We start from the raw sequence: 19,288 nt of genomic DNA, 5'->3' as shown, positions 1-19,288 counted from the left end.
ACTATTATTTAAATATGGAAGCCTCTCACGCCGTCGCGACACTAGCGGCACTCGCACAGGATTCCCGTCTCGCCATCTTTCGCCTGCTCATGCAGGCGGGCCCTGCCGGCATGGCCGCGGGCAAGATCAGCGAGGCTACCGGTATTCCTCCGCCTTCGCTGTCGTTCCACCTGAAGGAACTCACCCACGCAGGCATGGTGCATTCGCGCCAGGACGGCCGCTATGTCATCTACAGCGCAGAAACCGCCGTGTTGAAGAAGCTCATCGAGTTCCTGGTCGACGATTGCTGTCAGGGTTCTTTGCGCTGACATTCGATGCATCGCCGATTGCGATGCATGCATTCCGATAATTCGATTTTCCCGCAGTCTGCGCCATGATGGAATCGGGTCACCGACAAGATCCGTCATGGAGACAACATGCAGCAACATCTGGAGGCCGAGGTCCTAGTCGCGGGTGCGGGCCCGGTCGGCCTCACCCTGGCCATGACCCTCGCGTCGCGCGGGGTCAAGGTGCTCGTCGTCGAACCGCGCGCCCGGCTGGAACCGCCCAGCGTCAAGTGCAATCACGTGTCGGCCCGGTCGATGGAGATCTTCCGTCGGCTCGGCGTGGCCGCGGCCGTGCGCCAGGCGGGGTTGCCGCCGGACTATCCTCACGACATCGCGTATCGCGTCAGCGCCACCGGCAAGGAACTCACGCGCATCCATATCCCGTGCCGGCGCGAGCGCTACACCGACACCGAGGGCCCCGACGGCAACTGGCCCACCGCCGAACCCCCGCATCGCATCAACCAGATCTTCCTCGAGCCCATTCTCTTTCGGGCCGCCGAAGCGTGCGCCGGCGTCACCCTTCTCAACGAACACCGGCTTGCCGGCTTTCGCCAGGACGCCAACGGCGTCGAGGCGAGCATCGAGGGCCTGGACGGCGAGCCCCGGCTGACAGTGGCGTGCCGCTATCTGGTCGGCTGCGACGGCGCACGCTCGGGCGTGCGCCACGCCATCGGCGCGCGCCTGCAGGGCGATGCGGTCGTGCAGCGGGTGCAATCCACCTACATTCGCGCGCCCGGGCTGCGCGAACGCTTCGCCCACGCGCCGGCCTGGGCCACCTTCTCGCTGAACCCGGTGCGCTGCGGCAACATGTATGCCATCGACGGGAAGGAGCGCTGGCTGATCCACAATTACCTGCGGGACGACGAGCCGGACTTCGACTCGGTCGATCGCGACGCCTGCATCCGCGCCATTCTCGGCGTGGGGCCCGAGTTCGCGTACGAGACGATCAGCCACGAGGACTGGTACGGCCGGCGCCTGGTCGCCACGCACCTGCGCGATCGGCGCGCGTTCATCTGCGGGGATGCGGCCCACCTCTGGGTGCCCTATGCCGGCTATGGCATGAACGCGGGCATCGCCGACGCCGAGAACCTGGGGTGGCTGCTGGCCGCTCGCCTGCAGGGCTGGGGCGGCCCCGGCGTGCTCGACGGCTACGAAGCCGAGCGGCTGCCCATCACCGAACAGGTGTCGCACTTCGCCATGAACCATGCGCACGCCATGGCGCAGCAGCGCGGCAGCGTACCGCCCAATATCGACGACGACGATGCGGCGGGCGCTGCCGCGCGCGCCGAGCTGGGCGCGCGCGCGTATGCGCTCAACGTCCAGCAATATGCCTGCGCCGGGCTGAACTTCGGCTACTTCTATGCCGAGTCTGCGCTCATCGCGTACGACGGCGAGGCGGCGCCGGCATACACGATGGGCAGCTTCGAGCCGTCCACCGTGCCCGGATGCCGCACGCCCTACTTCGTGCTCGCCGACGGCCGCCCGCTATACGATGCGATGGGGACCGGCTACACCGTGCTGCGCTTTGACAGCGGCATCGATCTCGCGCCCCTGCTCGCGGCCGCACGCGCCGTCGGCATGCCGCTGCAGGTGCTCGACGCCGACCGCCAGGACCCGCGCGCAGCCGTCTACCGCCACCGCCTGCTGATCTCGCGACCGGACCAGCACGTCGCCTGGCGCGGCGACGCGCTGCCCGCGGACGTCCAGGGCCTGGTCGATCGCCTGCGCGGGGCATGGGCCGCAGCTTGAGCGCAGGGTCGCGCCGGCGAGCGCGACGGCACGGGCACAGCGCCAGGGCCTGCTAAGGCCCTCGCCCCGGTTGCACCCATGGCGTCGATTGCGCCAGCGCATGCTACGCGGGAGGCCGCCCGAGCGCCGCTGCATGCACGTCCCGCGTCCGGCCGGCTTCCGCTGTCGGCGCCGCGATCTCATTCAGCACGTCGCGAAAGGTGCCGGCCAGGGTCCGGGCCGCGGCCGACAGATCGCTGTCCTTGCGGGTGATGAGGTAGAGTTCGCGCGCCACGTCGGCATCCGCGAGCGGCCGGCTGACCAGCCCGCCGGGTGCATGGGCATGCAGCAGGCTTGCGGGCAGCACGGCCACGGCCAGGCCGCGCGCGCAGATCGCCAGCGCCGTGGCGAGGTAGGACACCTCCCAGGCAGGGGCGAGCGCGACGCCCGCGCTGCGCATGGCCCCGTCGACCAGCTCGCGTATGCCATTGCCGCGCCGCACCGTGACCACCGGATGGCCCGCCAGGTCGGCGCAGCGCACCGTGGGCGCCAGCGCCAGCGGATGCCCGGGCCCACAGATGGCGGACAGGCGGTCGCGCAGCAGCGGCTCGAAGACCAGCATGTCGTTGTGCCCGGCCGGCGTGCCCACGCAGAAGGCCACGCGCTGCGCCAGCACGGGCTCGAGCAGCTCGCCCGGCCCGTGGTCGTGAATCTCGATGCGCACCCCGGGATGCCGGGCCGCGAAACGCACCATCACGTCGGGCAACACGGTAGCCGCCACGGCGGTCGCCACCCCCACGTGCACCACGCCGCGGCGGCCGAGCGCCAGATCGCGAGCCTCGGACAGCAGCACGTCGACATCGCCCAGCACGCGCAGCGCGCCGCGGTAGGTCTCGTGCGCCGCCTCGGTCGGGCGCAAGGCGCGCGACGTGCGATCGAACAGGCGCATACCCAGCGCCTCTTCGAGCTGCTGCACGAGCACACTCATCGCCGACTGCGTCAGATGCATCGCCTGGGCCGCCTGCGTCAGGCTGCCCAGGCGATAGACATGGCAGAAAGCCTCGAGCTGGCGCAGCGTCGGCTTCATGCCGGTTTCATTCGATGCGGATGCCGGCATCGCTGGCGACCCGGGTCCAGCGGGCGAGGTCGCGCTGGATCGCAGCGGCCAGGGTCTGGCTGTCGGCGGTGCCGGGCGACATGCCGAGTTGCTCGAAGCGCTCGCGCAACGCCGGCGATGCCAGCGCGTCGGCCAGCGCAGCGTTGATGCGCTCGATCACCGCGGCCGGCGTGCCGGCCGGGGCCACCAGCCCCGCCCACAACGCGGCGTCGTAGCCGGGCAGGCCCGACTCGGCCACGGTGGGCGTATCGGGCAGCGCCGGCGAGCGCTGCGGCGTCGTGACGGCCAGCGCATGCAGGCGCCCGCTACCGAGCTGGGAAGTCACCGCCGCCGCATCCAGAAAGGCAACGTCGAGCTGCCCGCCCATCAGGTCGGTCACGACCGGGCCCGATCCTTTGTAGGGAATGTGCGTGAATTCGATGCCGGCATCCGCCGCCATCAGCGCTGCCGCCAGTTGGAAGGCCGAAGTCGCCACGCCGTGCGTGAGCGGCTTGGCGTCCGACCTGGCGCGCTCGAGCAGCGCCGGCAGGGTCCTCACGTCGGCGAGATTGGGACCGGTCGTCACCACCATCGGATAGAGCGCAAGCTGTGCGATCGGCGTGAAGTCCCGCACCGGATCGTAAGTCACGCGGCCCGGCGCATAGACCGCGGGGTTCACGGTCAGCCCCCCGCTGGCAATCACCAGCAGGGTATGGCCGTCGGGCTCGGCGCGCTTGACGTAGTTCGCCGAGATCATGGAATTGGCGCCGGGCTTGTTCTCCACGACGAAAGGCTGACCCAGGCGCTTTTCGAGTTCGGTGGCGATCAGCCGCGCCAGGATATCGTTGGTCCCGCCCGGCGCGAAGCCGACGACGATGTTCACGGGCTTCTCGGGATAGGCGGCCTGCGCGCCGGCGCTCGCCAACGCCGCCCACGCCAGACACACGGCGCCCAGCCAGGATGTCGGTCGCATGGGTCTCCTCCTCGTTAGTTAACATGTTATTGAGATTGGACTCCCCAATACGGACATGAACAAGAGATGGAAAACCCTGAGCCCGGCCCGGGGCCGACGAGGCGCCTGGATACGGCGCGCATCGCCGCGCTCACACCGCCGCGGCCGGCCGCCGCCGAGCACCTGCTCGCAGTACCTCGGCTACGCCGGCTCGCCTTCCCGCCACCAGCGCCCTTCACCCAGCATCATTTCGTGATGCCCGCGGCCGGCCGGGATCATCGGAAAACAGTTCTCCGTCGGGGCCACCGCAACGTCGAGCAGGCAGGGGCCCGGCGCATCCAGGCAAGCGTCGAGCGCTGCCGCCAGCTCATCCGGCTGCGCGACCCGGCTCGCGTGCCAGCCGAAAGCGCGGGCCAGCGCCACGAAGTCCGGCATGGCTTCGTTGTAGCTGTGGCTGTAGCGCTCGCCATGATGCAATTGCTGCCATTGGCGCACCATGCCCATGCAGGCGTTGTTGGACACGATGAGCTTGACCGGGCAGCAGTGCTGGACCGCGGTGGCGAGCTCCTGGATGTTCATCAGCACCGAGGCGTCGCCCGTGACGCACACCACCTCGGCCTCGGGCCGCGCGATCTGCGCGCCGATCGCCGCCGGCAGGCCAAAGCCCATGGTGCCGGCGCCTCCGGACGTGAGCCAGCGCCGCGCTCCTGGTATCGACAAGTACTGCGCGGCCCACATCTGGTGCTGGCCGACGTCGGTGCTGACGATCGCGTCGCGTCCGCGCAGCGCGCGCTCGAGCGTCTGCATGAGCTGCTGCGGAACGATCGCGTGCGCGCTGGTAGCGTAGTCAAGGCTGCACGCGCCGCGCCAGGTCGCGATCTGCGCCCACCAGGCCTGCGTGCGCGAGGCATCCGGACGCAGCGCCAGCAGCGCGTCGCGCAGCATCGGCAGGGTACGGCCGCAATCGCCGACGATGCCGACGTCCGCGGGCACCACCTTGCCGATGATCTCGGGCGCGATGTCCAGGTGGACGATGCGCGCCTGCGGGCAGAAATCCTCCAGCCGGCCCGTCACGCGGTCGTCGAAGCGGGCGCCCACACAAACCACCAGGTCGGCATGGTGCATGGCCAGATTGGCCTCGAGCGTACCGTGCATGCCGAGCATGCCCAGCCATGCCGCGTCGTCCGGGGCAAACGCGCCCAGGCCCATGAGGCTGAGCGTGCAAGGCGCCGCGGCCGCATGCACGATCTGGGTGTACGCGGCACAGGCGGCTGCGCCCGCGCTGTGCAGCCCGCCACCACCATAGAACACCGGCCGGCGCGCCTGCGCGATCAGGCGCGCCGCCTGCGCGACGGCGGGCGCGAGCGCGGCCGGCGAACCATCGAGCATGCCGCGGGGAGCACCGGCATCGATGTCGGCCGAGACCGGCCCGCGCCCACCGCTCACCGCGGCGCCCGCCGGCTGCGCCGACTGGAAATCCTTGGGAAAGTCGATCAGCACAGGCCCCGGCCGGCCGCCCACCGCCACCCGCCAGGCCCGATCGACCAGCGCGGCGACCTCGTCGGCGCTGCGCACCTGCGCATTCCATTTGGTGACCGGGCGCGATATGCCCAGCGCATCGCACTCCTGGAAGGCCTGCGTGCCGATGGCCGCGCTCGTCACCTGGCCGCTCACGCACAGGAGCGGCGTCGAATCGCTCATGGCGTCGAGCAGGCCGGACACCGTGTTCGCCACGCCCGGCCCCGAGGTCACGAACACCACGCCCGGCCTGCCCGTGACCCGGGCATAACCCTGCGCCGCATGCACCGCCGCCTGCTCATGGCGCACGAGCACGTGCCGCAGGCGAGGCTCGGCGTGCAGCGCGTCGTACAACGGAAGCACGGCGCCCCCGGGGTAGCCGAAGACCGTGTCCACCCCGTGCGCGATCAAGGCCTCCAGCAGGGCTTGAGCGCCGGTCGCCGGCGGGCGGGCCGCCGGCATGGGCGAAGTGGGCGCGGGAGCAGGCGCGAGCACGGGGGGAGCGGCAAAGGTAGTCATGCCTGCATCTTACGCGGGGCCTGTCTGAATAGGCTTCGCATTTTCCGTACAATCCTGCTTTCTGATGAATATCAATCCAACAAAATGCCAGATGACGAAAAAATCTCCATAGACCGTCACGACACGGCCATCCTGCGCCTGCTGCAGCGCGATTCGCGCCGCAGCCTGCAGGACATCGGCCGCGAGATCGGCCTGTCGCCCACCGCGTGCTGGAACCGTATCAAGCGCCTGGAGGGCGGCGGCGTCATCGAGCGCTACACCGTCAAGCTGAACCTGGCCAAGCTCGGCTACGCCGATTCGGTGATCGTGCAGGTCAACCTGGAGAGCCACAGCGACGAAACGCTGTACGAGTTCGGCCGCACGCTGGAGACGATTCCCGAGGTGGTGGAGGCCTACCTGATCTCCGGCGACTACGATTACTACATCCGCATCGCCGTCCAGGATACGCGCGACTACGAGCGCCTGCTGCGCGAAAAGCTCTACAAGATCCCCGGCATCCGGCACAGCAAGTCGAGCTTCGTGCTGCGCACGCTCAAGCGCACCGACAGCCCGCTGTAGCGCCGGCCTTCTCGCCCTCGGCATAGACTACGAGGCTTCACCACCTCTCCCGCCCTGGAGCCCTCCGTGCCCGTCGCCCTCGATCGCGATGCCATCGCCCCCCTCGCCCCGCTCCAACCCGTCGTGCTCGAAGGCCATGGCGTGCGGCTGGAGCCCTTGCGGCTCGATCATGCGCCCGAACTCGAGCACTGCGCGGCCGACGGCGAGCTCTGGCGGCTGCGCTTCACGTCGGCGCCGGCACCCGGGCAGGCCGCGGCCTACGTCGAGGCCGCCCTGCGCGGCGCCGCCGAGCAGCACATGCTGCCGTTCGTCGTGCGCGACCTCGGCCGCGGCGGCGACGTGGTCGGCACCACGCGCTACCACGACATCCTGCTTGCCACCCGCCGCGTGGAGATCGGCTACACGTGGTATGCGCTCAGCGCACAGCGCACCCACGTCAATACCGCCTGCAAGCTGCTGCTTCTGACCCACGCGTTCAACACCCTGGGCTGCCTGGTGGTGGGCTGGCGCACCGACAATTTCAACTTTGCTTCGCAGCGCGCCATCGAGCGCCTGGGCGCCAGGCGCGACGGCATCATTCGCGGCAACGCGCTGCGCCGCGACGGTACGCTGCGCGACACGGTGATGTACAGCCTCGCCGCGGGCGAATGGCCGCAGAGCCGCGCCCATCTGCGCTGGCGGCTGGCGCAGGCGGCGCGCTGACCGCACGCGCCCCGCATTCGCAATCCTGGTACGTCTTGCCACCGGCCGATAATTCCGCAACGCGGAATGCGCATCGAATTTTCGGTACGCCGGCCATATCGGCGAGCGGGCAACTGCGGTATTCTCTGACGATCCCCTTAGAACATTGCGACAACGAACCGAGACATGACCTCCGCCTCCACCGCACCGCGCTTCTCCGGTACCGAGCGCTACGTCGCCACCGACGACCTGAACCTGGCCGTCAACGCCGCGCTCACGCTCGAGCGCCCACTGCTCGTCAAAGGCGAACCCGGCACCGGCAAGACCATGCTGGCCGAGGAAGTCGCGGCTGCGCTCGGACGCCCGCTGCTGCAATGGCACATCAAGTCCACCACCAAGGCGCACCAGGGCCTGTACGAGTACGACGCGGTCTCGCGCCTGCGCGACTCCCAGCTCGGCGACGAGAAGGTGCGCGACATCGCCAACTACATCGTGCGCGGCGTGCTCTGGCAGGCGTTCACCTCCGACGAACCGGTGGTGCTCCTGATCGACGAGATCGACAAGGCCGACATCGAGTTCCCGAACGACCTGCTGCGCGAACTCGACCGCATGGAGTTCCACGTCTACGAGACGCGCGAGACCATCCGCGCCCGGCATCGTCCGCTGGTCATCATCACCTCGAACAACGAGAAGGATCTTCCCGACGCCTTCCTGCGCCGCTGCTTCTTTCACTACATCAAGTTCCCCGAGCGCGACACGCTGCAGAACATCGTCGACGTGCACTTCCCCGACATCAAGAAGGAACTGGTCGGCGCGGCGCTCGACGCCTTCCTCAAGATGCGCGAGGTGCCCGGCCTGAAGAAAAAGCCGTCCACCTCCGAACTGCTCGACTGGCTCAAGCTGCTGATGGCCGAGGACATCCCGGCCGAGGTGCTGCGCGGCAAGGACGACAACGCCGCCATTCCGCCGCTGCACGGGGCGCTGCTCAAGAACGAGCAGGACGTACACCTCTTCGAACGGCTGCTCTTCATGTCGCGCGGGCGCCGCGGCTGACGCCATGCTGATCGACTTCTTCAATCACGTACGGGCGCACGAGGTGCCGGTGTCCGTGCGCGAGTACCTCACCCTGCTCGAAGCCATGAAGAAGCAGGTGATCGCGCCGTCGGTGGAGCAGTTCTACCACCTGGCGCGGCTCACGCTCGTCAAGAACGAGGCTCACTTCGACCGCTTCGACCGCGCCTTCGCGAGCTACTACAAGAACGTCGAGACGGTCCTGCCCCCGGGCAAGGAGATCCCGCTCGACTGGCTGCTCAAAAACTTCGAGGCCAGCCTCACGCCCGAGCAGAAGGCCGCCATCGAAAAGCTCGGCTGGGACAAGCTCATGGAGGAGTTCAAGAAGCGCCTCGAAGAGCAGACCGAGCGCCACGCCGGCGGCAACAAATGGATCGGTACGGGCGGCACCTCGCCCTTCGGCAACAGCGGCTACCACCCCGAAGGCATCCGCGTGGGCGGCGCGGGCGGCAACCGCAGCGCGGTGAAGGTCTGGGACGAGCGCCAGTTCAAGGACTACGACGACACGCTGGAACTCGGCACGCGCAACATCAAGGTGGCCCTGCGCCGCCTGCGCCGCTTCGCCCGCGAAGGCGCCGAGATGGAGCTGGACCTGGACGACACCATCGCGCACACGGCGCGCAATGCCGGCCACCTGGACATCGTCATGGTGCCCGAGCGCCACAACGCCGTGAAGGTGCTGATGCTGCTCGACGCGGGCGGCAGCATGGACGACCACATCCAGCGCGTGGAAGAGCTTTTTTCCGCCTCGCGCAGCGAGTTCAAGAACCTCGAGGTCTATTACTTCCACAACTGCGTCTACGACTACCTGTGGAAGAGCAATCGACGCCGCCAGACCGAGAAGTTCACCACCGCGGAAGTGCTGCGCAAGTACAACCCGGACTGGCGCCTGATCTTCGTGGGCGACGCCACCATGAGCCCGTACGAGATCATGCAGGCCGGCGGCTCGGTGGAATACCACAACGCCGAGCCCGGCGCAGTGTGGCTGCAGCGGCTGGTCAGCACCTATCCGCATTTCGCCTGGCTCAACCCGGAGCCCGAGGGGTTGTGGCAATACCGGCAATCGATCGCGATGATCCGCGAGATCATGCAGGAGCGCATGTATCCGGTCACGGTGGCCGGCTTGGAGCAGGCCATGCGGCAGCTCTCGAAGTAAGCAGCAAGCGCTGCCCTGGCATCCGCAGCTACAGGTGACGTTGCGAGACGAACTTGGTGGTGAGAAAGGTTTCGATCGCTTCGCTGCCACCTTCCGAGCCGTAGCCCGAGTCCTTGACGCCGTTGAACGGCACTTCGGCATACGCCAGGCCGTACTCGTTCACGGACAGCATGCCGGTCTCGATGTCGTCCGCCAGCCTGGCGGCCGTCAATTGCGAACGCGTGAAGGCGTAGGCCGCCAGGCCGTAGGGTAGCCGGTTGGCTTCGGCGATGGCTTGCTCGAGGTCGTCGAAGCCGTTGACGGCGGCGATCGGGCCGAAGGGCTCTTCGTTCATCAGGTCGGCATTCAACGGCACCTCGGCGAAGACGGTGGGCGCGAAGAAAAAGCCGTCGCGCGCCGGCGCCTCGCCGCCCAGCAGCAGCCGGGCTCCCTTGGCCGCGGCGTCGTTGCTGATCGCGTGCATGGCCTGCACACGGCGTGGGTTCGCCAGCGGCCCCATGACAGTGGCCGGATCGCTGCCGTCGCCGGTGACGATGGCGGCGGCTGCCTGTACGAAGGCCTCGGTGAACGCGGTGGCCACCGGACGCTGAACCAGGATACGCGTAGGAGCGATGCAGCTTTGCCCCGCGTTGTGGAACTTGTGCGCAGCCAGCAGAGTAGCCGCGTGCTCGACGTCGGCATCGGCGCAAACGATTGCAGGTGCGTGGCCGCCCAGCTCCATGGTCACCCGCTTCATATGTGCACCCGCGAGACCGGCCAGCTGCTTGCCGACAGCGCTCGAGCCGGTGAAGGTCACTTTCCGCACCTCTGGCCGGGCGACCAGGTAGGACGAAATCTGCGCGGGCTCGCCGTACAATAGGTTGAGCACGCCGGGCGGGATACCAGCCTCGGCCAGCGCATCGACCAGCGCCGCGCAGGATGCCGGCGCTTCCTCCGCACCCTTGAGAACCACGGAGCAGCCGGCGGCCAGCGCCGCGGCCACCTTGCGCACGGCCTGCGCGACCGGGTAGTTCCAGGGGGTGAAGGCCGCCACGGGACCCAGCGGTTGCTTCTCCACGCGCTGCATCGTGTCGGGCACGCGCGGCGCGATCAATCGGCCATACACGCGGGTGCCTTCTTCAGCGAACCAACGCAGCACCTCGCACGAGTTGCGGACTTCGGACTGCGCCTCGGCAACGGGCTTGCCCTGCTCCAGCGTGATTAGGCGTGCGATCTCGTCGCAGCGCGCAAGAAGGCGGTCGGCCGCAATATTCAGCAACCGGGAGCGCTCGCGGGCGGGCGTCTTGCGCCAGATGCCGAAGCCGCGGACGGCGGCGGCCAACGCGCGTTCGATGTCGGCGGTGCCGGCGTGTGCCACGCGGGCAAGCTCGGTGCCGGTGGCCGGGTTCAAGACGGGCAGGGTCGCGCCGGCGGCGGCGAGAGTCCACGCGCCGTCGATAAACAGGAGGGTCGTCGCAGGGTACATGTCGCTCAGGAGGTTTTCGCTGCGTGCAGGCGGTCGTAGCAACCGGTGACGTCGGCCGGCAGCAGGTGTTTCATGACGCGCTGGCTAGGCGTGTACGGCAACTCGTCGATCAGGGCGAGATAGCGCGGGTTCTGATACTTGGCCAGGCGGGTGGAGAGCCATGCCGAAATATCGGCCAGCTCGGCCGCCGCGCCGGGCTTCAGGCGGATGAAGAGCTTGATCTCCTGCTCGCCCACGTCGGCCCTCACGCCGATGGCGGCGGCCGCGTCGACCGCGGGATGACTGCTGGCGGCATGTTCCACGTCGAAGGCGGACACGTTCTCGCCACGCACTCGCAAGCTGTCAGTCATGCGGCCGGCGAAAAACAGGTTCCCCGCATCGTCGCGCCAACCGAGGTCGCCCGTGTGGAGGCGACCGTCGCGCAGCGCGTGGGCGGTGGGTTCGGGAGCGCGGTAGTAGCCCGCGAACACCGCACCCGGCTGGCGCGCGTGCACCACGATCTCCCCGCGCTCGCCGGCGGCCAGCGGCCGGCCCGCGGGATCGCGCACATCGAACGAGAGCCAGGGCACGGCCTGGCCGACGGAGCCCGGCACGCCGGCCAGGTTACACGTGGTGAAGCTGGACGCTTCGGTCATGCCGTAGCACTCGACCACAGGGATGCCGAAACGATCCTGGAAGGGCTGCCAATACTCCGCCGGCAAGCCGGCACCCCAGGCCACGCGGACCTGATGGGCGCGGTCGTGCGCGGCCGCTGGCTGCTTCAGAAGCATCTGCAGCAGGCCGCCCAGGTAGTGGATCTGGGTAGCGCCACACTGCCCGACTTGCTGCCAGAAGCGGCTCACGCTCAGGCGGTCCACCATGGCCAGCCGCACGTCGCACAGCAACGGGATGACGATGAGTTGGGCGCCACCGATGTGATAGAGCGGTTCCCACACGAAGAACACGTCGCCGCCACGCGCCTGCGAGGTGAGCAATGCGCCGCGCGCCGCGAAGGCCAGCATCCGGTGCGTGACCATGACGCCCTTGGGCCGGCCGGTGGTGCCCGAGGTATAGCTGATGGCGAAGAGGTCGTCGGCCTTCGGCACGGGAGCCTCGAAGGAATCGGCGCGCGCGGCCACGCGCGCAATATCTTCCGCCGCCGCCGGGTCGCGGCTGGCGACGATAGGCGGCGCCTGCTGCAGCCCGCAGGCTGCGATGGTAGGAAGGAAATCGACGTCCGCGAGCACCAGCGCGGGCTCGGCCTGCGACAGCAGATAGCGCAGCCCCTCGCCCTGCTGCTGCACATTGACCGGCACCCAGACCAGGCCGGTCTTGGCCAGGGCATACAGGACGGCGATGCTGTCCGGGCTGTTGCGCATCATCACCGCCACACGTTCGCCCCGGCTCAGGCCACGCCGGGCCAGCCAGGCGGCGATCGCATCGGAAGCCTGACGCAGGCGGGCGAACGTGATCGGCGTGCCATTGAAGGTGGCAAACACATCCTGGGGACCGCGCGCGGCCCGGGAGGCCAGCAGCGACACGAAACTGTCTTCGGTCATGGCTGTGGATGGTGTCAGCGGTTGGCACGCTTGGCGAGGAATTGTTCCATCATCTTGGCGGGCTCGCCGTCGTCGTAGGCGGTGCGCTGATGACGCACGCCGGCCTCGATCGAATCCCGGAACCCGGCCTCGGTCATCTCGCGCAGGCGTTGCTTGGTCAGCTTGAACGTGAGTTTGGGCTTGGCCGCCAGTTCGAGCGCCAGGGCGATGGATTCGTCCAGCACGCGTTCGCGCGGCACCAGGCGATTGATCAGGCCCAATGCGTGGGATTCGGCAGCGGACATCATGCGACCAGTCAGCGCAAGCTCGTACGTACGGGCCAGGCCCAACATCTCACGGATGATCCACGGGCCGGTGTTGCTGGCTACCCCGGCGTTGATTTCCGGCTGGCCCATCTGGCAGCCGTCATGGCCGATGCGGTAGTCGGCGAGCAATGCCACCTGGAACGCCGAGCCGGCGGCCAGGCCGTTGAGCGCCACCACCAGCGGCTTGGGAATGGCGCGGATCTGGTCGTACAGCACCTCCCATTCGCGCATCCAGCCTTCGATGCCGTCGGCGTCGAAGCCCTTGGTCTCGCTCAGATCCTGCCCCGCGCAGAAGGCACGCTCGCCGGCGCCCGTCAGGATGATGGCCTCGACATCCGACGCGTCCACGAACGTCTGCAGCGCGGTGCGCAGTTCGTCGCGCATGGGGCGATGCCAGGCGTTGAGGATATGGGGCCGGTTCAGCGTGATGATGCCGACCCCTTGGCGGACATCGGTAATGACGTACTCGGGCATGTGCACCTCCAAATAAACACGAAGTATTGCATTGCAATTTATTATATTGTATATCGGTAGACTGAATTGTGCAGCAATTTTCCCGATCGTCTAACATGGCTCTTCGCAGCGCACGCGGCGATTCGTTAACTCGCCGGGGCCGCGCTCCGCTTTTTCCAGGCCACCACCGTGAAAGACGACGAACAAGAAGCCGCCACCGGCACACCCCGGGTCGACCCGCTCACCGTGCATTCCGTCATCAAGGCCTTTGCCGTGCTCGATGCGTTCGGCGGCAACCAGCGCTCGCTCAGCCTGGCGCAGATCGCCGCGCTCGACGGCATGGGCAAGAGCGCGGCACAGCGGTTCGCGCACACGCTGACCAAGCTGGGCTACCTGGCGAAGGACCCGCAGACCAAGCGCTTCGAATTGACGGCGCGCACGCTGACGCTGGGCAGCCACTACATCCAGACGAACGAATTGATCGGCCGTGCAACCCCATATCTGCAGGAGTTGAGCAACAGCATCCGCGAGACGGTCAACCTGACCGTGCCCAGCGATACATCCATCATCTTCGCGGCGCGCTTCGCGAGCCCGCACGTGCTGAACGCCGACGTGGTGGTAGGCACGGAATTGCCGGCCTATTGCACGGCACCCGGCATCGCGATCCTGTCCAGGCTGCCGCGTGACGAGGCGATGAACGTACTGCGCCGCTCCGATCGCGTCGCCCATACGCCGTATACGGTACGCAGCCTGCCCGCGCTGGAGGAGAAGCTGGACCAGGCCCAGGAGAAAGGCTATGCCGTGGCCTGGGAGGAGTATTACCTGGGGGACTTGTCGATCGCCGCGCCGCTGCTGGGGCCAGACCGCCGGCCGGTGGGCGCAATCAACGTCAGCGTGGCGCGAACTCGCTACACGCCGGAGCAGGCCGAAGCGCAGTTCGCGCCGCTGGTGATCTCCGCAGTGCGTGCCATCACCTGATCCGCGAGCGGCGCTCCCGCAACGGCCCGGCGCCGCCTCAGCGCCGCGGCCGGTGTGCCAGCAGCTGGGCCACGATCAGCACGACGCAGGTGAGCAGGAGCACCCAGGTCGAGATCGCCGCCACGGTCGGCTCCATGATGTCGCGCAGCGCAGTGAACATGCGCTTGGTCAGCGTGGTGTTCTCGCCCCCCGAGATGAAGATCGAGATCACCACCTCGTCGAACGAAGTAAGAAAGGCGAACAAGCTCGCTGAAATGGTGGCGAACCGGATCTGCGGAAAGGTGATGGTGAAGAATGCCTTCAGGCGGGTCGCCCCCAGCACGCGGGCCGCACGCTCCTGATTGAAGTCGAAATCCTTCAGGGCGGCCAGCATCAGAATCATCACGATCGGAATCGACAGGCAGGCATGCGCCAGCACCAGGCCCAGGATGCTGTTGAGCAAGCCGATCTTCGCGTACAAGTAGAAGCTGCCCACAGCCAGCAGGATCACTGGAAAGATCATTGGCGTGAGCAGCGCAGCGAACAGATGGCCGCACATCTTTGAGCGCGCGTTGAGCAGGCCGTAAGCGGCCATGGTGCCCAGCGTCACCGACACCGCCACGTTGGCCACCGCCACCAGCAGCGACACCCGGATCGCGTCGCGCCACTGCACCGATTCCATGAACTCCTCGTGCCAGCGCAGCGACCAGCTCTCGGGCGGGAAGCTCAAGAACTCGCTGGCTGAGAACGACATCGGCACAATGAAAAAGGTGGGTGAGACCAGGAAGAACAGAATGGCCACGCTGGCGCTGCCCAGAATAAACCGGCCCATCATGCGCTCCCTCAATTTTGATCCGCGCCCAGACGGCGCGGGGTGAACCGGTTCGCCAGCGCCATCAGCGCGATGGTCACGACCAGCAGCACCACGCCCAACGCACCGGCCGCCCCCCAGTTGTAGAACACCTGAACGTCCTTGGCGGTCTGGATCGCCAGCATCACGACGCGCCCTCCCCCCAGGATCTCCGGCACGACGTAGAAGCCCAGGCATAGAACGAAGGTGATCAGCGCGCCGGCGGCCACGCCCGACATGGACAACGGCAAGAACACGGTCAGGAAGGCGCGCATCGGCGAGGCGCCAAGCGTCGCGGCGGCCTGCTCCAGCGAGATGTCGATCTTCTTCATGGCAGCGTAGATGGGCAACACCATATAGGGCAGCATGATGTGCACGGTGCCGATCAGCACCCCGGTTTCGTTGAACGACAAGGCGAGCGGCGTGTCCCACAGGCCCAGCGCCATGCCGGCCTGGTTGATCACGCCGTTGCGCTGCAGAATGACCATCCAGGCGTAGGTACGCACGAGCACCGACGTCCAGAGCGGGATCAGTATCAGGATCATCAACAGCCCGGCCACGCGGCCGGGTAGGCGCGTGAGCCAGTACGACAGCGGCAGCGCCAGCACCACACAGATCGCGGTGGTGACCAGCGAGATCTCGAACGTGGTCAGGAACACTCGCATGTACGCGTCGCCGTCGACCAGGCGCAGGTAATTGTCCAGCGTGAAGCCGCCGGCGCCGTCGGTGAACGACAGGAAGACGAGCATGCCCACGGGCACCAGCACGAACAGGCCGATGAGCAACAGGGCCGGCACGAGCAGGCCGAGCAGCACGAGACGCTCGTTGCGTTCATCGCGACGCAATCCAACATCGTTCGCGTTCATGCCGCCACCACGATCGTGTCATCGGCGTGCAGAGCAACCCGCACGGCGGAACCCGCGGCGGGAGCGGCACCACCGCCGTCGCGCCGCGCCAGCATGCGCGCGCGCAGCGGCGCGGCCTCGCCCACGTCGACGTGCACGACGACGCTCTCACCCTCGTAGACGCAGTGCGAGACCGTGCCTTCGAACACGTTCATGCCGGCGCCGTCCTGGCCGGCCTCGAGCACCACCAGCCGCTCTGGCCGGATCACCACGCGAGAATCGGCGCCCGGCCGGCAGTCCCGCGGCAGATGCAGCAGCCGGCCGCGCAGCCTCGGCCGATCGCCCGAGGCGTCGATCGGCAGGATGGTCGACTCGCCGATGAAATCGGCGACGAACTCGTTGGCCGGTGCCTCGTACAACTGCGTGGGCGTGCCCAACTGGACAATGTTGCCGCCGTGCATGACGGCGATGCGATCGGACATCGTCAGCGCCTCGCGCTGGTCGTGCGTCACGCAGATGGTGGTCATACCCAGTTGTTGGTGCAGGCGGCGCAGCTCGATCTGCATTTGCTCACGCAGCTTCTTGTCCAGCGCCGACAGCGGCTCGTCCATCAGCAGCAGGCGTGGCCGAAACACGGTGGCGCGTGCCAGCGCGATGCGCTGCTTCTGGCCGCCGGACAGCGCGTCGATCGAACGGTCCTGATATCCGGCCAGTTGCACGAGGTCGAGCGCAACGGCCACCCGTTCGGCGCGCTCGGCGGGCGGCACGCCGCGCAGCTTGAGCGGATAGGCGATGTTCTCGCCCACCGTCATGTGGGGAAACAGCGCATAGTTCTGGAACATCATGCCGACGCCGCGTTCGTGCGGCGGCCGGCGCACGATGTCCTGCGGGCCCAGCAGCACTTCCCCGGACTCGGGCCTGACGAAGCCGGCAATCACCATCAGCAACGTCGTCTTGCCGGAACCCGAGGGGCCCAGCAGCGTCAGGAACTCGCCGGGACGCACGTCCAAGGTCACGCCATCGAGCACGCTGGTCTTGCCATAACGCTTGCGCACGCCGCGCACGTGAAGGCCGATCTTCTCCGAAGCCGTAGGAACGGCGGCCAGCGGTTGATGCATCGTCAACTCCCATCATGTTCCCGAACCGCCACGGACCCGCCGACGCTGCAGGCTCGTAGCGCATCGCATCGGCAGGCCCCGAAGCTCGGGCCGGGGCGCCGCGTTCAGCGGCTGATCATCTCCTGGTACAGCTTCTCGGCGCGCGCCTGGTTGTCGCGCCACCACTCGGCATCCAGTCGCAGCTGCTTGGCCAGGTTCTCAGGCGAAGACGGCAGCGTGGCCGCGACCTCCGCCGGAATGAGGCCGTCGCCATAGGCCGCCTCGTTGGCAGCGCCATAAGGCATGGCCATCGAGAACGCGGCCTGGTATTGCGCCTTGGACGCCTCGTTCAGGAAGGCCATGGCCAGCTCGCGATGGGGCGCGCCCAGCGGCACCACGTAGCAGTCGGCGTCCAACATGCCTTGCGCGTACGTCATGGCGATCGGCCGTCCCGCCTTCATGAGCGGAGCGATCTGGCCCGTCCAGGCCGAGGCCATGTCGACCGCGCCGTCGTTGAGTAGCTGCGCTTGTTGCGCGCCCGAGCCCCAGAACGCAGCGATGTGCTGCTTGAGCCGCGCCACCTTGTCGATCGCGCGCTTGAGGCCTTCATCGGTGGACAGCGTGGTGTACACATCCTGTGGCGCGACGCCATCGGCCATGAGCGCAGGCTCCAGATGGCCGAGCGCCTGGTTGCGATAGGCGCGGTGGCCGGGGAAACGCTCGACGTCCCAGAAATCGGCCCACGAGGCCGGCGCGGCATTCTTGTAGACCTCGGTGTTCCAGGCGAGCGCGGTGGAATACAGATCGCCCGCCACCCAATGCTCGCCGTGATAGCCGGGAAAGAAGGTGGAGACGTCGATGACATCGTAGTCCAGAGGTTCGAGCAGCTTCTCGGCGCTGGCGCGTGCCGCCCCGCCGGCCCCGATGCTCACCACGTCCCAGTTCACCGAATTCGAGCGTACCCGCAAGCGCAGGTCGGCCAGCCCATTGTAGGTTTCCTCGACAAGTTCGATGCCGAGCGCCTTGGCCGCGGGGCGCCAGACCGCTTGGCTTTGCGCGCGCTGGTAGGGTCCACCCCATGAGACGACGGTCAGGCTCTTGCGCCCTTGCGCCGACGGCGCGGGAACGTAGGCGCTCGCGACCAGGGCTGCGGACGAAAGGAGAAAGGTGCGACGTGATACGACAGTCATGGCGATTCCCGGTGAATGGAGGGTGACTGGGTTACCGCCCACTCAGGTCGCGGCGACCACGGTGAGCGCGCCGGTATCGGCGCCAGGAAGAAGCGGCACGCCTTGCAGCGTGATCCGGTGCATCAGACGCGCTTGTCCGTGATAGTCGTTCAGCGCGAAATGCCAGGTCGCGCGGTTGTCCCAGAACGCCAAGGTGTTTTCCCGCCAGCGCAGGCGCATGGTGAACTCGGGACGCGCCGCATGTTGGTAAAGGAATTCGAGCAACCCGCGGGACTCGGCCTGCGACCAGCCATCAATGCCGACCGTGAAGTCCGGGTTGACATAGAGCGCCTTGCGGCCGCTGATGGGATGACGAATGACGACCGGGTGCACGGCATCCTGCGTGGCCGAGCCGGTATTCATCAGCCGGCCCTGCAGATCGCCCCAATCGCGCACGCGCTGCGCGCCGAAGACGTGCCGGCTGGAATGCAGCGCCTGCAAGCCATCCAGGGTGTGCTTCAAACCGTCGGACAGCGCGTCGTACGCGGCATACATGCTGGCGAACAGGGTATCGCCACCAAGCGTGGGGACGGTCCGCGCATACAGCAGCGACCCCAGGGCCGGCGCAAGATCATAGCTGTGATCGGTGTGCCAGCCCTCGCCGATGTTCGACTTCTGCCCAGGGTCCTTGCGCACTTCGGCGATCATCGGGTATCCCGGCACCGCCGCGAAAAACCGGTTGACGTCGATATTGCCGAAGCTCTCGGCCACGGCAATGTGCTGCTCGGGCGTCAACGACTGCTCGCGAAACACGAGCACGCCGTATTCGCCCAGCGCCCGGCGCAGGCTGGCGAGCTCCTCGTCGCCCAGCGGAGCGGTCAGGTCGACCCCACACACCTCGGCGCCGACATAGGCGGACGCCGGCTTGAATTCGATTCGCGTGCTCATGATGGATCCCGTTCTCGACAGTGGCTCCGGTGAATTCACCAGGGTTTTTTATTGCA

18 protein-coding genes are annotated in these 19,288 nt (G+C 67.6%); 7 read left to right on the top strand and 11 right to left on the bottom strand.

Translation table 11 applies throughout. The annotated features are described in order from the left end of the window. Positions 1-14: 14 nt before the first annotated feature. Together FOZ76_RS09380 and FOZ76_RS09375 are read left to right on the top strand one after the other, a co-directional pair. A complete protein-coding gene (locus FOZ76_RS09380) occupies positions 15-308 on the top strand; it encodes an ArsR/SmtB family transcription factor (protein WP_143947887.1) in 294 nt (97 codons plus the stop codon). A gap of 108 nt (positions 309-416) precedes the next feature. Then, a complete protein-coding gene (locus tag FOZ76_RS09375; protein ID WP_143947886.1) occupies positions 417-2,075 on the top strand; it encodes an FAD-dependent oxidoreductase in 1,659 nt (552 codons plus the stop codon). A gap of 103 nt (positions 2,076-2,178) precedes the next feature. On the opposite strand, the gene FOZ76_RS09370 is transcribed toward FOZ76_RS09375, so the two are convergent. The 3 genes from FOZ76_RS09370 to ilvB all read right to left on the bottom strand — a co-directional run bounded on the left by FOZ76_RS09370 (position 2,179) and on the right by ilvB (position 6,082). Continuing rightward, on the bottom strand, positions 2,179-3,141 hold the full coding sequence (locus FOZ76_RS09370) for a LysR family transcriptional regulator (protein WP_170235366.1): 963 nt from the start codon (positions 3,139-3,141) through the stop codon (positions 2,179-2,181). A gap of 7 nt (positions 3,142-3,148) precedes the next feature. Beyond that, the gene (locus FOZ76_RS09365) at positions 3,149-4,123 is read right to left on the bottom strand and encodes a Bug family tripartite tricarboxylate transporter substrate binding protein (protein ID WP_143947884.1); all 975 of its coding nucleotides are present in this window, start codon (positions 4,121-4,123) and stop codon (positions 3,149-3,151) included. 180 nt (positions 4,124-4,303) lie between these two features. After that, positions 4,304-6,082, bottom strand: coding sequence for a biosynthetic-type acetolactate synthase large subunit (gene ilvB, locus FOZ76_RS09360; protein ID WP_143947909.1), 1,779 nt, complete (start codon positions 6,080-6,082; stop codon positions 4,304-4,306). 141 nt (positions 6,083-6,223) lie between these two features. Here ilvB and FOZ76_RS09355 point away from each other — a divergent pair, with 141 nt between their 5' ends. The 4 genes from FOZ76_RS09355 to FOZ76_RS09340 all read left to right on the top strand — a co-directional run bounded on the left by FOZ76_RS09355 (position 6,224) and on the right by FOZ76_RS09340 (position 9,605). Then, positions 6,224-6,697 (top strand): Lrp/AsnC family transcriptional regulator, encoded by a 474-nt coding sequence (locus tag FOZ76_RS09355; protein ID WP_143947883.1) that lies wholly within the window; start codon positions 6,224-6,226, stop codon positions 6,695-6,697. 66 nt (positions 6,698-6,763) lie between these two features. Next, complete coding sequence (locus FOZ76_RS09350; protein WP_425473256.1) at positions 6,764-7,399, top strand: GNAT family N-acetyltransferase; 636 nt, start codon at positions 6,764-6,766, stop codon at positions 7,397-7,399. Between the two features lie 165 nt (positions 7,400-7,564). Then, positions 7,565-8,431, top strand: a complete 867-nt coding sequence (locus FOZ76_RS09345) for an AAA family ATPase (protein WP_143947882.1) — start codon at positions 7,565-7,567, stop codon at positions 8,429-8,431. A gap of 4 nt (positions 8,432-8,435) precedes the next feature. Next, complete coding sequence (locus FOZ76_RS09340; protein WP_143947881.1) at positions 8,436-9,605, top strand: vWA domain-containing protein; 1,170 nt, start codon at positions 8,436-8,438, stop codon at positions 9,603-9,605. A gap of 28 nt (positions 9,606-9,633) precedes the next feature. Here FOZ76_RS09340 and FOZ76_RS09335 read toward each other — a convergent pair whose 3' ends face one another. The 3 genes from FOZ76_RS09335 to FOZ76_RS09325 are packed head-to-tail and all read right to left on the bottom strand — an operon-like array spanning position 9,634 to position 13,387. Continuing rightward, entirely contained in the window at positions 9,634-11,070 is a 1,437-nt protein-coding gene (locus FOZ76_RS09335) for an NAD-dependent succinate-semialdehyde dehydrogenase (protein ID WP_143947880.1), read from the bottom strand. Between the two features lie 5 nt (positions 11,071-11,075). Beyond that, a complete protein-coding gene (locus FOZ76_RS09330) occupies positions 11,076-12,608 on the bottom strand; it encodes a class I adenylate-forming enzyme family protein (protein WP_143947879.1) in 1,533 nt (510 codons plus the stop codon). 14 nt (positions 12,609-12,622) lie between these two features. Then, positions 12,623-13,387 carry an enoyl-CoA hydratase/isomerase family protein gene (locus FOZ76_RS09325; protein WP_143947878.1) on the bottom strand — a complete coding sequence of 255 codons (765 nt, stop codon included), beginning with the start codon at positions 13,385-13,387 and terminating at the stop codon, positions 12,623-12,625. Positions 13,388-13,555: 168 nt separating this feature from the next. Here FOZ76_RS09325 and FOZ76_RS09320 point away from each other — a divergent pair, with 168 nt between their 5' ends. Beyond that, complete coding sequence (locus FOZ76_RS09320) at positions 13,556-14,344, top strand: IclR family transcriptional regulator (RefSeq protein ID WP_143947877.1); 789 nt, start codon at positions 13,556-13,558, stop codon at positions 14,342-14,344. 37 nt (positions 14,345-14,381) lie between these two features. Here the strand turns inward: FOZ76_RS09320 and FOZ76_RS09315 are convergent, their stop codons facing one another. From FOZ76_RS09315 to FOZ76_RS09295, 5 genes are all read right to left on the bottom strand, one after another. Beyond that, positions 14,382-15,158, bottom strand: coding sequence for an ABC transporter permease (locus tag FOZ76_RS09315; RefSeq protein ID WP_143947876.1), 777 nt, complete (start codon positions 15,156-15,158; stop codon positions 14,382-14,384). Between the two features lie 8 nt (positions 15,159-15,166). Continuing rightward, positions 15,167-16,039 carry an ABC transporter permease gene (locus FOZ76_RS09310; RefSeq protein WP_143947875.1) on the bottom strand — a complete coding sequence of 291 codons (873 nt, stop codon included), beginning with the start codon at positions 16,037-16,039 and terminating at the stop codon, positions 15,167-15,169. Next, positions 16,036-17,136, bottom strand: a complete 1,101-nt coding sequence (locus tag FOZ76_RS09305) for an ABC transporter ATP-binding protein (protein WP_143947874.1) — start codon at positions 17,134-17,136, stop codon at positions 16,036-16,038. The genes FOZ76_RS09310 and FOZ76_RS09305 overlap by 4 nt, the downstream gene beginning before the upstream one ends. Positions 17,137-17,240: 104 nt before the next feature. Further along, positions 17,241-18,305, bottom strand: coding sequence for an ABC transporter substrate-binding protein (locus FOZ76_RS09300; protein ID WP_143947873.1), 1,065 nt, complete (start codon positions 18,303-18,305; stop codon positions 17,241-17,243). A gap of 42 nt (positions 18,306-18,347) precedes the next feature. Continuing rightward, complete coding sequence (locus FOZ76_RS09295; RefSeq protein ID WP_143947872.1) at positions 18,348-19,232, bottom strand: TauD/TfdA dioxygenase family protein; 885 nt, start codon at positions 19,230-19,232, stop codon at positions 18,348-18,350. Positions 19,233-19,288: the final 56 nt, after the last annotated feature.

The sequence above is a fragment of the Verticiella sediminum genome (genome assembly GCF_007558815.1).
GTDB lineage: Bacteria > Pseudomonadota > Gammaproteobacteria > Burkholderiales > Burkholderiaceae_B > Verticiella > Verticiella sediminum.
The sequence above is the reverse complement of the archived record's forward strand: the minus strand, read 5'-3'. Positions and strand labels throughout refer to the sequence as shown.

What these genes read in the sequence shown, in the direction of transcription:
- FOZ76_RS09315 (WP_143947876.1), bottom strand. Translation starts at nt 15,158, where the DNA reads ATGATGGGCCGGTTTATTCTGGGCAGCGCCAGCGTGGCCATTCTGTTC.
- FOZ76_RS09310 (WP_143947875.1), bottom strand. Translation starts at nt 16,039, where the DNA reads ATGAACGCGAACGATGTTGGATTGCGTCGCGATGAACGCAACGAGCGT.
- FOZ76_RS09355 (WP_143947883.1), top strand. Translation starts at nt 6,224, where the DNA reads ATGCCAGATGACGAAAAAATCTCCATAGACCGTCACGACACGGCCATC.
- FOZ76_RS09345 (WP_143947882.1), top strand. Translation starts at nt 7,565, where the DNA reads ATGACCTCCGCCTCCACCGCACCGCGCTTCTCCGGTACCGAGCGCTAC.
- FOZ76_RS09325 (WP_143947878.1), bottom strand. Translation starts at nt 13,387, where the DNA reads ATGCCCGAGTACGTCATTACCGATGTCCGCCAAGGGGTCGGCATCATC.
- ilvB (WP_143947909.1), bottom strand. Translation starts at nt 6,082, where the DNA reads ATGCCGGCGGCCCGCCCGCCGGCGACCGGCGCTCAAGCCCTGCTGGAG.
- FOZ76_RS09330 (WP_143947879.1), bottom strand. Translation starts at nt 12,608, where the DNA reads ATGACCGAAGACAGTTTCGTGTCGCTGCTGGCCTCCCGGGCCGCGCGC.
- FOZ76_RS09295 (WP_143947872.1), bottom strand. Translation starts at nt 19,232, where the DNA reads ATGAGCACGCGAATCGAATTCAAGCCGGCGTCCGCCTATGTCGGCGCC.
- FOZ76_RS09380 (WP_143947887.1), top strand. Translation starts at nt 15, where the DNA reads ATGGAAGCCTCTCACGCCGTCGCGACACTAGCGGCACTCGCACAGGAT.
- FOZ76_RS09365 (WP_143947884.1), bottom strand. Translation starts at nt 4,123, where the DNA reads ATGCGACCGACATCCTGGCTGGGCGCCGTGTGTCTGGCGTGGGCGGCG.
- FOZ76_RS09335 (WP_143947880.1), bottom strand. Translation starts at nt 11,070, where the DNA reads ATGTACCCTGCGACGACCCTCCTGTTTATCGACGGCGCGTGGACTCTC.
- FOZ76_RS09340 (WP_143947881.1), top strand. Translation starts at nt 8,436, where the DNA reads ATGCTGATCGACTTCTTCAATCACGTACGGGCGCACGAGGTGCCGGTG.
- FOZ76_RS09305 (WP_143947874.1), bottom strand. Translation starts at nt 17,136, where the DNA reads ATGCATCAACCGCTGGCCGCCGTTCCTACGGCTTCGGAGAAGATCGGC.
- FOZ76_RS09370 (WP_170235366.1), bottom strand. Translation starts at nt 3,141, where the DNA reads ATGAAGCCGACGCTGCGCCAGCTCGAGGCTTTCTGCCATGTCTATCGC.
- FOZ76_RS09375 (WP_143947886.1), top strand. Translation starts at nt 417, where the DNA reads ATGCAGCAACATCTGGAGGCCGAGGTCCTAGTCGCGGGTGCGGGCCCG.
- FOZ76_RS09300 (WP_143947873.1), bottom strand. Translation starts at nt 18,305, where the DNA reads ATGACTGTCGTATCACGTCGCACCTTTCTCCTTTCGTCCGCAGCCCTG.